Raw genomic sequence first — 15,415 nt, 5'->3', positions numbered from 1 at the left:
GGAATCCTCGGGCGTGAAGTCGTCATCGTCGAACAGGCGCCATCCTGCCACGGCGGCCACAATGACCCCATGCGTGCATTGCTTTCGACTTTCTCCTGGCAGGAACTGCGCCACCACCCCTGGCGCAACGCGGCGGCCGTGCTGGCCGTGATGCTGGGCGTGGCGCTGGCGTTTTCGGTGCAGCTCATCAACGCCTCGGCGCTCGACGAGTTCTCCAGCGCGGTGCGCTCGGTGAACGGCCAGCCCGACCTCGAGGTGCGTGCCGCGCAGGGCAGCTTCGACGAGGCCGTGTTCGGCCGGCTCGCGCGCCGGCCCGAAGTGGCGCTGGCGAGCCCGGTGCTCGAGTTCCAGGGCCTGGCCCTGGGCCACGACGGGCGCCAGGTGCCGCTGCGCGTGATCGGCGTCGATGCGCTCGCGCTGCCCACCATCGCGCCCGCGCTGATGCCTCAGTCGGCGGCGGGAGCCGACCGCTTCGCGCTGTTCGCGCCCGGCCATGTGTTCCTCAACGCGGCGGCGCGCCAGGCGTTGCAGCTGCCGCTGCAGCCCGCGACCGGTGAGAGCCTGCAGCTGCGCAGCGGCGCCGCGTGGCAGCGCCTCGCAGTTTCGGGCCATGTGACGGCCGGCGGCGCGGCGCTGGCGGTGATGGACATCGCGGTCGCGCAGGAGCTGTTCGGCCCGCTCGGCCAGTTGAGCCGCATCGACCTGCGGCTGGCGCCGGGCACCGACCGCGCGGCCTTCGTGGCCGCGCTCGAGAAGTCGCCCGATTGGCCGGCGGGCCTGAAGTTCGCCGAGCCGGGCGATGCGGCCGAGCGCGTGAGCAACCTGTCGCGCGCCTACCGCGTCAACCTCACGGTGCTGGCGCTGGTGGCGCTGTTCACGGGCGCGTTCCTGGTGTTCTCGGTGCTCGCGCTCAGCGTGGCCAAGCGCGCGCAGCAGTTCGCGCTGCTCGGCGTGCTGGGCCTCACGCCGCGCGGACGGCTGCAGCTGGTGCTGGCCGAATCGCTGGTGCTCGGGCTGATCGGCAGCGCCGCCGGCCTGGCGCTGGGCACCGCGCTCGCGGCCTTCGCGCTGCGCGTGCTGGGCGGCGACCTGGGCGGCGGCTACTTCGAGGGCGTGGCGCCCCGGCTGCACTGGAGCAGTGGCGCCGCGCTGCTGTACGGCGGGCTCGGCGTGGTGGCCGCGCTGGTGGGCGGCTGGTGGCCCGCGCGCGCTGCGCAGGCGCTTCCCGAGGCGCAGACGCTCAAGGGCCTGGGCGCGGCACCCGCGCAGGGCCGCCACCACTGGCTCGCGCTCGGGCTCATCGGCGCGGGCGCGGCGCTGGCCAACCTGCCGGCCATCGGCGGCATTCCGGTGGCCGCGTACCTGTCGGTGGCCTGCCTGCTGGTGGGCGGCATCACCGCCCTGCCCTGGCTCATCGCGCTGCTGTACGACCGCGTGGCGCCCGCGTTCGCGCGGCGCGTGCTGCCGATGCTCGCCGTCGAGCGCGCGCGGCGCATGCGCGGCACGGCGGCCGTGGCGGTGAGCGGCGTGGTCGCGAGCCTGAGCCTGGCGGTGGCGCTCACGGTGATGGTCGCGAGCTTTCGCGAGTCGGTCACGCACTGGCTCGACGTGGTGCTGCCGGCCGACCTGTACGTGCGCGCCACCTCGGGCGGGCGCGGCAGCGGCAACAGCGGCGGCACCAGCAGCACCGACACCGCGACCTTCGCGCCGGCCTTCGTGCAGGCGCTGGCGCAACTGCCCGGCGTGGCGCGCACCGGCACGCTGCGCACGCAGTCGCTGCAGCTCGACCCGGCGCAGCCCGCGGTGACGCTGATCGCGCGCAGCCTCGAAGGCGGCGTGGTGCGCGGGCTGCCGCTGGTGGGCGAGGCGCTGCCCGTCCCGCCCGGGCAGACCGGCATCTACGTGAGCGAGCCGATGGTCGAGCTGTACGGCGCGAAGCCGGGCACCGCGTTTTCGCCGCTGTCCGATGCGATGCGCACGGCCACGCCGCAGGTGTTCTTCGTGGCCGGCGTGTGGCGCGACTACGCGCGGCAGTTCGGCGCGATCGCGATGGACGCGCGCGACTTCGAGCGCATCACCGGCGAGCACGACGTGAGCGACGTCGCGCTGTGGCTTGCGCCCGGTGCGTCCGAAGCAGAAGTGCAAGCAGCCGTGCGCGAACTCGCCTCGCGCGCCTCACGCGACGGCGCGGTGGAGCTGGCCTCGGTCGGCCAGATCCGCGCCACCTCGCTGCGCATCTTCGACCGCAGCTTTGCCGTCACCTACTGGCTGCAGGCCGTGGCCATCGCCATCGGCCTGTTCGGCATCGCGGCCAGCTTCAGCGCGCAGGTGCTGGCGCGGCGCAAGGAGTTCGGGCTGCTCGCGCACCTGGGCTTCACGCGGCGGCAGGTGCTGGCCGTGGTGGCCGGCGAAGGCGCGGCCTGGACGGCCATCGGCGCGGTGGCCGGGCTGCTGCTCGGGCTGGCCGTGTCGGTGGTGCTGGTGAAGGTGGTGAACCCGCAGAGCTTCCACTGGAGCATGGACCTGCTGGTGCCGTGGGTGCGGCTGCTGGCGCTGTGCGCGGCCGTGGTGGCGGCCGGCACGTTCACGGCGTGGATGGCGGGGCGCGCCGCGGCGGGGCGCGATGTGGTGTTGGCGGTGAAAGAGGACTGGTAGCGCCTCACTTCTGCGCGCGCGGCGCGCCGGCGCGCATCGGGGCAACGACTTTCTCCTGCCATCGCCGCGAAAGACCGCGCCGGGGCGAAGCGCCTTCCGCCCGCACGGTGTGACCGGACGCATGCGCGCAGTAGTCCAGGGCCTGGCGAAGTGCCGTGTCCACTCTGCGCAAAGAGATGCAATGCCGGTCCGCCACGTCCTGGCGGGTCATCTCCTCGATCTGCAGTGCCACGAGCACCGAGCGATGCCGGTGCGAAAGCCGCTGCATCGCCTGCTCCACGGCCTCCACGGCCGAACGCGCTTCGGCGATGGCATCGGGGCCGGGCGCGTGGTCGGCCAGGAGATCGAGGGCCGTGTCCCATTCGCCCACGTACTGCCAGGACCGATCGCTGCGCAGGCGATCCATGGCCAGGTTGCGCGCCGTTCGATAGACATAGGCCCCGGGACTGCGCACGGGCTCCGATGCCGTCATCTCGCCCAGGCGCAGCCAGGCGTCGTGCAGGCACTCGCTGGCCTGGTCGGAACAGCCGAGATCGCGGGCCAACCGGCGATGCAGGTACGTGTAGTTCGCCGTCAGGAACGCCCGCAGCACGACGCCGGTGGGCTCGCCGTGACCCGCGAATGGCCCTTGAAAACAAGGACCGGGATCGAACTCAGCCGCGGACATCGTCTTACTTGCCGGCATGGCGCAACCTGCTCTTCTCGGCGTCGGTCAGCAGCGACATCACCGACGCGTCGAACTGGTTGCCGTGCCCAAAGACCTGCACGGGGTTGGCAGGGTCGTACCGAGGCGAAGCGCCCGCCTGCGCACCGGGGCGTGGCGGCGACGATGCACCCGCACCGCCCGACGGCAGGCTTTCGTTGCCGAAGCCCAGCACCCGCACCGTGAAGACCGAAGGCAGGTTCTGCCGTGCCGCGGCCCGCTCCTGGCGCATGGACTCCTGCGCCGCCATGGCCGCCGCCGACGCCGCCGCGCTGGCGGTGGTCAGTGCCCCGATGTTCACCGCGGCCACCACCGGCAGCCCGGTCGTTTCGCCCTTGACCTGGATGTTGTCGGCGTTGCGCACCTGCAGCGCGGCAATGTTGAGGTTGCTGGCGACCCGGATGCCGGCATCGCCCGCATCAATGGTGCCCCTCGGTGCGACCAGGTCCACGTCGCCTTCGCCCACGGTGCCGATGCCGGCGCCGCTCATGTCGCGCTTTTCCTGCACGGTGATGTTGCCGTCCACGTCCGACGTGACTTCCGGCGCCTGCGGGATGCGCACGGTCTTGGCGCCGCGGCCGGCGTCGATGTCGCCCTGGCTGGACCACAACACCTGGTCGCTGCCCAGCGGCTCGGCCTGCGAGACGAAGGACAGGATGCGCGAACGGTTCACGATGATGTCCCGGTCGGTGAACACATTGACCTGCCCCGGCGAGGCCAGCGTCACCAGGCCGTATCCGTCCGGCACCACGGCGCCCAGCCCCGCCACCTGCAGGCCGCCGCCGGGAGTGAAGACGTTGATGTCCCCCCCCTGGTGGGTGCGCGCCGCCATCCGGGTCGCGGCGATGCTGCCCACGCCGGACCAGCTGCTGCGCCAGTTGTCCGGCAGGTCCGCGGCGTAGCGAACGGGCTGGCCTTCGGCCGTCGCACCGCGGAACAGCGTGTCGATGGCCGCGGAGCCGCGGCGGTAGCCGCCGTTGATCGGACCGTTCTGCCCATCGCCCCCGTTCTGGTCGCGCCCTCCTTCGCGCAGTTCATAGACAAAGACCTGGCGCAGGAACTGCTCGCGCACCAGGGGCGGCAGTTGCCGGTATTGCTCCCACGCCTGCTGCGGGCTCAGCTTGCCGTCCGCAGTGCCGGTGAGGCTGGCGACCTTGTCGGCACCGAGCATGCCTTCCACGAAGGACACCAGGCCCCGGCGCGCCAACTTGGCCAGGTCGCCGCGGTTTTCCACCCCGTCGCTCAGGTACAGCGGCGCCACGGTGCCGTCGGCCAGGGTGGTCTTCAGATAGTCCGGCATGGCGGCCACGTTGGCCGGGTTCAGGTAGGCCCGCTCGAAGGCGTCGTAGCTGGCGGCCTTGTTCATGCCGGCCATCAGGGTGATGCCGGCGCCCTCGGCGGGCAGGGCCTTGATGACGTTCGATTCTTCGCCGAGCGGCGTTGCCGACACGTAGTCCCAATAGCGATTGGCATTGGTGTACAGCGACAGGTTGTTGCCCTGGATGTCGCGCCCGGCCAGCAGCAGCAGGGATCCCGGCCCTTGCAGCGCGGTGCGGCTGCCCCTGTCGTAGTAGTAGGCCGCCGCGTCGCCGCTGTATCGCGCATAGCGGTGCGACAGGAGCCTGTTGGCGACAGCCAGGATGTCGTTGCCCGCCGCCAGCATGGTGGTGTCGGTGGGGCGCAGGTTGCGCGCGCTGAGCTCGAAGTTGCGGATGTCGGTGCCGGCCTGCACGTGCACCGATTCCGACGCGATCAGATTCAGGTCGCTGATGGAACCGGTCGCCGCGTACAAGCGGCTGGGCGTGAAGTCATGCACCTGCATCGGCAGCACATCGGGGTTGTCGAACAGCTCCATGCCATTGAGGCTGTTGGTCAGGAACGTGTTCGTCACCGAGAAGCCGCCATAGACCGACTTCAGCGGCGCGCCGAACGCCGATGCCCCGCCCAGCGTGATCGTGAAACCCATCCACGGCCGGAATATCGACGGCCACTTGTCCAGCGTGGTCTGGGTCATGACGATGGCACCCGTGTTCTGCAGGCTGCTGCCGCGCAGGAAGCGCAGGTCTTTCGCGGCCAGCAAAGACAGGTCGCTGCTGTTCGCCGGCGCCATCGCCAGCAGGCCCGCGACGTCGATGTTGCCGCTCAGGGCCGACACGCTGACCTTGGCCGGGTACAGGCCCACCATGTCCGTCTGGAGCTTGGTGTCCGTCATGCCGCTCACCAGCCTGGTGGTGTTCTCCGTGTCGTTTCCTGCCACGAATTCCGACTGGTTGACCAGGCGCACGTTGCCGCCGGTGGACACCAGGCTGACGGCGCTGCGCTCTGTCTGACTGCTCATGAACATCGCATGGCTGGACGCGCCGCTGGTGTCCCGGTCGGCCTGGTCGACGTAGGCACGGCGTATCTGCATCGGGTCGATCACGGTCTGCAGGACCAGGTCGCCCAGCGTCTGCAGCTTGAGCGTGGCGTCCGACAGCGCCAGCACGGGCGCGATGTCGTAGGAATAGGCGGTGTTGGGCCAGCTGCTCGAGATGCCGGTCAGGGCATAGCCGGAGGCGCTTGCGCCGGCTTCGATCTCGCCGGCGCCGCGGCCCACGTAGTACTGGCCGGCCTTCAGGGTGCCGCCCGCCGCCACCTGCAGCTGCCCGCCGTTGCGGGTCACCGTGGAGGCCGCGGCATCGCCAGCGGAACGCCCGCCCGTCACGCGCATGGTGCTGGGCAAGGCCACCACCAGGTTCACCAGGTCGCCGCCCGCCGACAGCTTCACGTTGCCGCCGCCCAGCGCGCCCAGGCCCTGCTGGAAGCTGGCGTGGTTCACCCACCAGCTCGGTTGCTGGCCCCGGGCGGACATGACCGGCGCCCAGCTCTCGCCCATGTTGTACGCGTCGTAGTAGCCGGTGGGACTGCTGAGATCTCCGCCATAGCGGCCCTGGCGGAACAGCCATTCGGTCAGGATCTGGTCCGAACGCGCGCCCTGCGCGGTGGGCGCACGCACGCTGCCCTGGACCGCGACATCCACGTGGCCACCTGCGGTGCCGTACTGGGCATCGACGCTGGCGGTGTCGAAGCCGCCGCCCAAGGTGGGATCGGCCTCGGCCCGGCCTGCGGTGTACAGCGCGGACTCCTTGTGGGCGAGCACCAGGTCGCGCCCGGCGCGTACCGTCAGGTCGCCGCTGCCGGTGCGCACCAGCTTGCCGGCGCCCGACTCGGTGCCGGCCGTGCCCACGCGGATCGTGCCGGTGTCGGCTGCAAGCGCGCCCGATGGCCGCGTGGCCAGTGCATCGACCGACCCCAGGTCCGCGCCCGCCACCAGGCGCAGGTTCCACGACGCGGCCTGCTGCAGCCGCGCCGCCCGGCCCGCGCCGTTGTCGCGGCCCGCCACGTCGAAGCCGTCGCTCAGATGGCCGTCGATGTTCAGGTTGCCGCCGGCGCGCAGCGTGAGCGTGCCTTCGCGGTGCGCCGCACCGAAGCTGTCGAACAGGTTCCAGTCGCGGCCCAGCGTCAGGTCGCCCGGGCTGGTGATCTCGATGCCCGCCGCCAAGGTGTAGGCGGCGGCGTTGCCACCCAGCCTCGCCAGGATGCCGGTGTGGCCTGCAAAGGCATTGGCCTCGGCGATCGCCTGCGGGGCCACGGATTCCACCGTGCCATCCGTGCTGGCATGGCGGCGCACGCCTTCGAGCACCGCGGAGCGCGCGCCCTGCACGGCGGCGTTCAGCGCCGCGACGTTCAGGCCGTCGTTGCCTGCGGTGCGCTGCGCCCGCAGTCGCAGCTTGCCGCCTTCGCCGCCGCTCAGGTCCAGCGTGCCGCCGGCCAGGTTCAGTTGGCCGTCGACCGCTTCCAGGTCGATGCGGCTGCTGCCCAGGCCATCGATGGCGTCGGTGGCATGGGCCGCCAGCACCGCGCCAGGCTGCATCGTCAGCCCCGCCCCGCCGACCAGGCGGATGCTGCCGCCGTAGGCCGCGTTGGCCTCGACGCGCGCGGTGCCGTCGACAGAGATCACGCCGCGGTCGGTGATGACTTCGAAGTCGGTCACCCGCGTGGTGCCTGCGATCGTCAGGTCGCCCTGGCGGACGCGGAACTGGCGCGAGCGGCTGAAGCCCGCATCGTTGAGCGTTCGCGCCAGCGCGCCGAAATCGTCCAGCCGATCGATGGCCAGCGCAAAGTTGCCACCGTTGCCGCCGGCACCGGCCTGCGCTTGCACAGTGCCACCGAAGTGGACCCGCCCGCCGGCCGATGCATCCACCGTCAGGCGGCCGGCGTCGCCGCCGCGCGGATGGGCGGACAGGTCCAGCAGGCTGCCCGGAGCCAGGTCGATCAGGCCGCCTCGCGTCGCCAGGCTGATCTGGCCCGCGTCCACGTACTGGGCCGCGTCGAAGAAGACTTTTTCCAGGCCGCCCGCGTGCAGGCGGCCGGACTCTGCAACCGTCAGGTTGCCCGTGCCGGCATCGACCGCAATGCTGCCGCCCAGCGCGAGCACCGGCAGCGCCACGGTCACGCCCTGGCCCGACAGGTTGAGGCGCGCGCCCAGGCTGGCGCGGCCCAGTGACGCCATCTCTTGCGCATCCAGCTGCGCGTGTTGCTGCAACACCAGTTGCCCCTGCGTTCGCAGTGCCTGGTCGGCGCCGGACACCCCTTGCAGCACCGGCGTGCGCAGCGTCAGCACCGCCGTGCCGGCGTCCAGGCTCCCGGTGCCTTCGCCGGCGATGCGCCGGCTGGCCGACAGCAGCACCTGGTCGAAGCCGGACATCGTCTTGTCGCCCGCGCCCAGCACCAGTTCGCCGGCCGACAGTTCGAGGCGACCACCGCCTGTGCCCGCGCTGCCGAGCGACGCGCCCGTGTTCTGCAGCGTCAGGTGGGAGGCCTGCACCTGCACGGCATCGGCGCCATGACCCCGCAAGGCTGCGGCGTCGAACACCACCTGCGCCAGGCCGCGCATGTCCAGCGAGCGATAGAAGTCCAGGCTGCCGTAGCTGTGCAGCGTCAATGACTGCGCACGCGACAGCTGCGCCAGGGCGTCGGTGTCCAGCACCAGGCCGCCGCTGCCGCCGCCGATGCCGATGCGGCTCGCGGCCACCGACAGGGCCTTGCCTGACAACTGCGCGCCGGCGGCCATCTCGGTGTTGTTGGTGGCGTCGAGCAGCAGCGCCTCGCCGCCTTGCAGCAGCGCACCGGCGCCGATGCGCACCTGGCCGCCGACGGTGGTGTCCACGTTCTCGCGCAGCGCCCGCACGGCCTGGCCGCTGCTCACGCGCACCAGCGCACCCCAGTCCCTGGAAGGCGTGACGATGTGGTCGTCGCTGGTGTCGTTCGGCGTGTTGTTGTCGCTCCACACGGCCGCCACCTGCGGCTTGAGCACCAGGTTCGCCTCGTCGCCCGACGCCCGGCCATCCGCGCGCAGCACGCTGCCCGACTCGATCGACACGGCATTCGCCGCGGCCAGGATCACCTCCGGGCCGCTCAACGCGGTGCCTGCCGTGTTGCGCAGCACCACATCGCTGGCGGCCACGTCCACCTGCAGGCCCCGCACATTGCCCGTGCGCGTGCCGCCCACCAGCAGGCTGCCCGCGCCGAAGCGCGTCAGGCTGCCGGCGTCCACGACCAGGTAGCCGTCGGCGCGCAGGTCGCTGCTGTCCTGCCCCGCGCCGACGATCGCGATCTTGGCGGCGGCAATGTCCACCAGGCTGCCGCGCCCGCCCGCATCGGGTTGCGCGCGCAGCTCGCCGTCCAGCGTCAGGGCGCGGTCGGCCTTGAACACCACCGCGCCGCCATCGCGCGCCAGGCGCGGGGTCACGACGTCCTGCCCTGTGAGGCGGTATTGCGTCAGCTTGAACGCATCCGACGAGAAGAAGGCGTTGCCCCGCGCTTCGTTGTATTCGCTGACCTTGCGCACCAGGCTGGCGGGCAGCACGCGCCAGCCCGAGGCCGTGGCATCGCGCGCGCCACTGATCGTGTTCTGTTCCCGACCGGCCACGATCGTCGAGCCGTCACGCAGGCTGACCACCTCGCCACGGGACGCGGCCCACGCCGGCAAGGCCTGGCCCGTGCTCTGCACCGCGAAGGCGCCGGGCAGCAGCGCATAGCGCGCCGGCAGGAGCGTGTACCAGCCGGCGCCCAGGCCGCCGCCGGCCAGCCAGACCTTCTGGCCCGCCGCACCGCCCGCCACGGGCGACAGGCCCTGGTAGCCCGGCAGCACGGCGTACATGCCGGGCAGCGTCAGCACGTCGTGCGAGCCGCCCGAGCCGGGCACGTGCTCCCACGCATGCAGGTCGCCGCCGCCCGCGATGTCCACCACCGCGCCCGCGGCCATGGCCACATCCGGTGCTTGCAGGAGCACGCGCTTTTCCGGCAGGGACGACAGGTAGCGGTTTTCGTCCAGGGAATTGGCATCGCCGGCATTGGCACGATTGCGGCCCTGCGGGTTGGCTGGGTCCAGCCAGTATTCGGCGTTGCGCAGGCTGCCGTAGAGCACGTCCAGGCCCGCGCCGGACACCGAGGTCAGGCTGTTCGTGCCCAGCGTCAGGCGCTCGCCGGCATTCAGCGCGATCTGCCCGAAGGGCGCGCGCAGCACGCCGTCCTGCTCGATGACGGGCGCGTTCAGCGTCAGGCTGCCGCCGGCCGACAAAGGCGCCGCGGCGCTCCCGTTGCCGCGCACGGTGATGGAGTGGTCCGAGTTGATTCGCGCCGTGACGGCCGTGGCCGGGTAGACCTGCGCGGCCTTGATCTCCAGCGCGCCCCCCACGTCCAGCGTGGCCCGCAGCTGGGGGTCGTCGTAGTCGGTGCCGCCTTCGCTGTAGGCCCCTGCCACGAAGCGCAGGTCGCCGGTTTCCAGCACCGTGCGTTCGAAGCCGCGCAGCTTGACGTCGACGGGCGACGCAGACTCGCCCTTCGCACCCCTGCCTGCGATGTCGATGGCCTGGGTGGCCGACAGGATCAGTTCGCCCGCATTGCGGGGCGTGGCGCCGACCGCACCGACCGCGCCCACCGCACCTGTCAGTGGGTTCAGTTGCAGATGGTGGGCATGCAAGCGCACCACGCCGCCCAGCCCGTCGCTCTGGATGACCGGGGCGGTGATGCCCAGGCGACCGGCGACGCTCAGGTCGACGCCGCCGGCCAACTGCACGCCCACTTGCGTGGAACGCAGATCGACCGCCGACAAGCCCGTGTCCTGCAGCGCCTTCGCCGAGACGTGCAGGGTGCCATCCGAAGTGGCGATGTTGCCGATGTTGATCTTGTGGCTCAGTGCCGTTCCGGTGCCGCTCCAGAAATACTTGTTGAGCAGTTCGACCACCCGCTTGTCGATGCTCGCGTCGTGCTCCCACGGCGCCCTGTCGGCGCCCGGCCCTGCGGCCAGCGCCGCACCCGCGTCGAGGACGAGCCCCTTGCTGCTGGACACCGACGTCGGCAGCGTGGTGTTGATCGCGGTGCGCATGGCGCTGCTCATCTTGACGTCGCCAGCGTACTCGTCGCGCACGTCGAGGTTGCCGCTGGTGCCGATGATCCGCGCGTACTTTTCTCCGTTGAAGGTGTACGTGCCGGTGGGGCTCTTGTAGTAGAGGAAGGAGCCGATGTCCGGCGCCACCAGGTCCCCGGACGCACGCCCGGCCTCGCTGGTGTCCGTGATGGACAAGGACCCGCCCGCCGCCTGGGCATTGCCGCCGTGGGCGCGCAGCCTGGCATTCATGGCACCGCCGGCCGCGGCCTCCATCACGACCGCGCCGCCGTCGCTGCCCAGTTCCTGGTCCACGCGCCGCAAGGCGCCGAGCGCCCCCGTGCCGCGGTCCCAATACGCCACCGTACCCCGCGCGCCCGACACGTCGATCAGCGCACCGGCCTGCGCGTCCAGCGTGCCGGCGCTCAGTGTGACCGTGCCGCCTGGCAGCACCTTGCCCTGGGGCAGGCGCATGGCCGGGTCGTGGAAGATCTGCGCCACGCCGGGCAGCAGCAACTCGGCCCCGTCGGCCAGCGTCAAGGTGTTCTTGGCGCGGATGTTCAGCGTCCCGGCCGGCGCCTGAAGGCGGCCCGCCACCCGCACGGAAGCCTGCCCGGACCCGTCCGCGTTCAGCGAGATCGTGCCGCCGGGTTCTGTCCGGATGCTGGCGTTCGCGTCGATGCGGATGCCGCCGCCGGTCGCGCCGGTCGCCAGCGACAGGCCACCGGGCGCGCGCGCGGCGCGGCGCTGTTCGCTCAGTTCGTCCAGTGTCTTGGGGGCCAGCACCTCGCCCAAGGCGCTGCCGCTGGGCAGCGTGCGCAGCGTCGATACCGCGGCGGGCATGTCCCAGCTCGTGGGCTGGATGTGCACCTGTGCGCCTTCCGCGACCACGACGTCCCCGCCGAGCGAACGGATGCCGATCGTGCCGAAGCCGCGCTCGGCGTACAGGGTCTGCGGCAGGTGCAGCGGCTTGGCTGCGCCCGATGCCTTGCCGCCCGTGGCGTCGGCCGCGGGCGCGGCGCCGCCCACCTGCACGTCGCCGATCGCCGTGAGGGTGAGCCGGGACGCATCGCCTCCTGCCCAGCCGCGCAGGTCCAGCGTCTCGAGCGCCGTGTTGTCGAACGCCGTCAGGCTGATGGCCCCGCCGTTGCCTGCCTTCACCTTGCCGGCCTTGCCGCCCGCCGAGACACCGGACAGCCAGCCGCCGCCGGACACGTCCAGCGCCGCGCCGGCGGCCACCTCCACGTTGCCGTACACCGTGCCCAGGCCCTCTTTCATCGGGGTCCCCAGTGCAATGGAGCCGCCGTGGATGGCGCGGCCCAGCGTGACGCCTTGGCCGGTGTCGTTGACCCACTGGCCCGCGACGCTCAGCAGGCTGTTCGCCCCCAGGCGCAGCACGCTGTCCGCCTTGCCGCCGGCGCTCAGCGCAATGGAGCCGCCCGGAGCGATGAGCTTGCCCTGGATGTCGAAGTTGCCGGGGATGCCCTGGCCGTCGTAGACCGCGGCCGTGAAGCGCGCCCCCGGCTGCAGAGTCACCACCGCGCTGTCTTCCAGCACGAAGCCGGTGTTGAGGTTCAACTCGATGGCGCCCAGGCCCGAATGGCTCAGCCCCGCGGCGGACAGCCAGGTGGTGCGGCCCACGCCCGCGCCCGCGCCGGGGGATTGCCCTTCCGGCTCGGTCAGGAAGGCGTCCTTGCCCAGCGGGCTGTCGATGCTGAAGCCCGCCGGCAGCAACGCGGGCTTGTCGCTGATGACGACCTGGCCCAGGGTCCACATGCCTTCTTGCGCCCGGTTGGAACCCACCGTGAGGCGGCCGGCCCGAGGCAGCTCGGACACCTCCTGCACCCGGTCACCGGGCTGCACCGAGCCCCTGAACTCGCCCTCCAGGATGAAGGCGCTGCCGGCACGGATGTCGATCGAACCGGCATTGCGGCCTTCTTCGTAGCCCGGCTCCCAGCGCCGCCCCGACAGCATCGGATTGACGTAGGTCTGCGTGACGCCCCAGCGCGCATGCGCCTGCAGGTACTGGCCCGCGATGCCCGTGTAGGTCATGTCCGCCGGCGCGGACGACATGGTGTAGGTGCGCCCGTCCGCGCCGCGCAGCAGGGTTTCCGTGTTCCAGCCGTCGCTGTAGCGCACCGAGCCGCCGGACACATCCAGGATGGAGCCCGGCCGCGTGATCACCGAGCCATTGGACTGGATGGTGATGTCGCCGCCTCGCGCCGCCAGCTCCGACAAGCCCACCAGGCCGTTGCCCACCCAGCCCGTCACGTCCGCCAGCGGGGTGCCGACCCAGACGCCCTTGAGCGCCTTGCCGGACTCGTCGGTGACCCATTCGACGCCCGCCATCAGCCCCTTGAAGGCACCCGACCTGCGTCGATCCACGATGACCTTCCGGCCGTACAGCCAGGTGTTCGCCTGCAGGTGGGAGTCGCGCAGTTCGTTGATGCGCAGTTCGGCCTCGACGAAGTTGCTGGCCATGTCCACCGGCATCTGCATCAGACCCGCGGTGCTGACGGTGGCGTGTTCACCGATGAGGATGCGGCTGCCGTCGCCCACCTGGGTGTTGCGCTGCAGGGCCGCGGGGTTGGCCTGGGCCTGGATGTCGATGTGGCCCGCAGCGGCGGTGACCTGGGCACGGGTCTGCACGTCGATCGTCTTGCCGTAGAGCTCGATGCGCCCGGGCTGGTAGCGGTTGGCCAGCGAGCCGCTTTCGATCCGCGTGGTGTCCTGCCAGTCGTTGACGACCTGGGTGATGCTGTCCGGCCCCAGGGTCAGCGTGCCGCCCGACCAGGCCGTCAGGCGCGGGACGTCGGCCGCCAGGTTGATGTCGATGTTGTGCACGCCCTGGCCCCAGGCGCGCAGGCGGATGGAGCCCGTGCGGTTGTTCAGCGCGGTGCTGGCCTGCAGGATGCCGCCCTGGCGGATGTCGCGCGACACCATGGTGATGTCGCCGTGATCGGCCTGGATGATGCCGGTGTTGTGCACGCTGTAGCCGACCTGGGCCGCGCGCTGCTCCATCAGCGGCAGGATGTCGGACACGATGCGCCCGATGAGATAGGGCTGGAAGGCGGGCGCCGTCTGCGGGTTGATCAGGAACTTGGCCGGAAAGAGCCAGGGCCGCACCGACGAGGTGACGGCATCGAAGCCGCGCACGGTGGGGCTGATTTCCTTGGCTTCCAGCCACACGTTTTCGCCGGCGCCCAGCAGCGTCTGGCCGCTCGGCGTGCGGATGCTGCCCGCGTTGCTGACCTTGGGCGCGAACATCAGCACGTGGCCGCCCTGGCCCGTGATCTGCGCACCGGCCGCCACCTTCACGTCGCCCGGCGGCTTGCCCGGATCGAAGGCCGGGCCCATGTCGGCGAACTGCACGTTCGAATCGGCCGGCATCTGCCTGGAGTTCTCGCCGAAGGTGGGAATGCCGACGCCCACTTCGAGGCCGCTCCAGTAACCGGGGTCACCCGATTTCGCGCCCAGGCGCGTGTTGAGGCCGGCCTTGAACTGTTCGTCGCTGAGCTTCAGGCTGGAGGCGACCAGGTTGCGCACGTTGACCTGGCTGCTGCCGGTGAACAGGATGCCGTTGCGATTGATGAGGTAGACGCTGCCCTCGGCCTCGATGCGGCCGGCGATCTGGCTGGGTCGGCCGCTGGGGTCGTTGATGCGGTTGAGCGCGATCCACTCGTTGGCGCCGGTCTTGGCGTGGGTGCCTGCACGCTGGTCGAACTTCACCGTCGTGTTCTTGCCGACGTTGAAGGTCTCCCAGTTCAGGATGGCCTTGTCGGCGGTCTGCTCGATGGTGACCGTGGTCCTGCCGTTGGCTGCGGCCTGCACGGGGTCCCTGGCGTTGAGCCAGCCCGCTGTCAGCGAATTCGTGTCGACCTTCAGGCCGCCTTCGGCCAGGCCGTCCGGCGCGGATTCGCCGCTGGCCAGCGCCTCGGCCCGCTTCTGTGTCTGCTGCGCCTGCTGCGCGGCGATCGCGCGCGCAGCCAGGTTCAGGTTGGTGATGGACGTCTGCAGCTGCTGGCTCGCCGCCGACGACGGCTGCGTCGGGTGGATCAGGCTGGACGCCGGCGCGCCGTTCGGCAGCTTGCCCGTGGCGATCGCGCCCGCCTGCGCCGCGCCCTTGTCGGCGAACCACGCCGGACTGAACGCCCGCTGGGCATGCGCGCTGCCGAGGACCCCACCGGCGGCCAGCGCCACCGCGATGGCCCGCGCGAGGGGCGCCATCCTGAAAACCTGCTGCGCCGCGCGCGCCGGTCGATTCTTTTCCTTGCACCCACTGATGGTCATTTCTCGTTCCCGCCGAAGTAAAGCCTGTGCCGAAGGGGCTGCGCGCGTCGCGCAGGCCAACCCCATTCAAGAAGCCCCTGCGATGGCGATCGAAAGCCAACGCGACAGGAGCCGTCAGTTTCTTGACGGGACGGAAACGTCGAATTCCAGAAGAATATTTTTGGGTTCGTTGTGGGCGCGCGCGCGCTGCTGCGGCCTCGGTCCGGAAAGTCCTTGCAGATCAACGGCGGGGACGCACTGCACCTCGGCAAAGTCACGAAAGCTTCACAGTGGCTGCGCACGCCAACCATGGGAAGCCGCGACATCGAGACAGGGTCGCCACCCAACCCCGAGGTCCA

At 71.2% G+C, this 15,415-nt stretch carries 3 protein-coding genes; 1 reads left to right on the top strand and 2 read right to left on the bottom strand.

Annotated elements, in window-relative coordinates:
- The first annotated feature begins 69 nt into the window (after positions 1-69).
- On the top strand, positions 70-2,655 hold the full coding sequence (locus AC1RLW_RS16260; RefSeq protein ID WP_493193920.1) for an FtsX-like permease family protein: 2,586 nt from the start codon (positions 70-72) through the stop codon (positions 2,653-2,655).
- A 4-nt stretch (positions 2,656-2,659) separates the two neighbouring features.
- Here AC1RLW_RS16260 and AC1RLW_RS16255 read toward each other — a convergent pair whose 3' ends face one another.
- Together AC1RLW_RS16255 and AC1RLW_RS16250 are read right to left on the bottom strand one after the other, a co-directional pair.
- A complete protein-coding gene (locus AC1RLW_RS16255) occupies positions 2,660-3,340 on the bottom strand; it encodes an RNA polymerase sigma factor (RefSeq protein ID WP_493193918.1) in 681 nt (226 codons plus the stop codon).
- Positions 3,327-15,014 carry a filamentous hemagglutinin family protein gene (locus AC1RLW_RS16250; protein ID WP_493193916.1) on the bottom strand — a complete coding sequence of 3,896 codons (11,688 nt, stop codon included), beginning with the start codon at positions 15,012-15,014 and terminating at the stop codon, positions 3,327-3,329. Before AC1RLW_RS16250 ends, AC1RLW_RS16255 begins: the two co-directional genes overlap by 14 nt.
- Positions 15,015-15,415: the final 401 nt, after the last annotated feature.

This window comes from Variovorax sp. GW822-FHT04A09 (assembly GCF_058801005.1).
This window is presented reverse-complemented; position numbering and strand designations above follow the sequence as displayed.

Coding starts and splice junctions, on each gene's coding strand:
- AC1RLW_RS16260 (WP_493193920.1), top strand. CDS start 70: ATGCGTGCATTGCTTTCGACTTTCTCCTGGCAGGAACTGCGCCACCAC.
- AC1RLW_RS16255 (WP_493193918.1), bottom strand. CDS start 3,340: ATGCCGGCAAGTAAGACGATGTCCGCGGCTGAGTTCGATCCCGGTCCT.
- AC1RLW_RS16250 (WP_493193916.1), bottom strand. CDS start 15,014: ATGGCGCCCCTCGCGCGGGCCATCGCGGTGGCGCTGGCCGCCGGTGGG.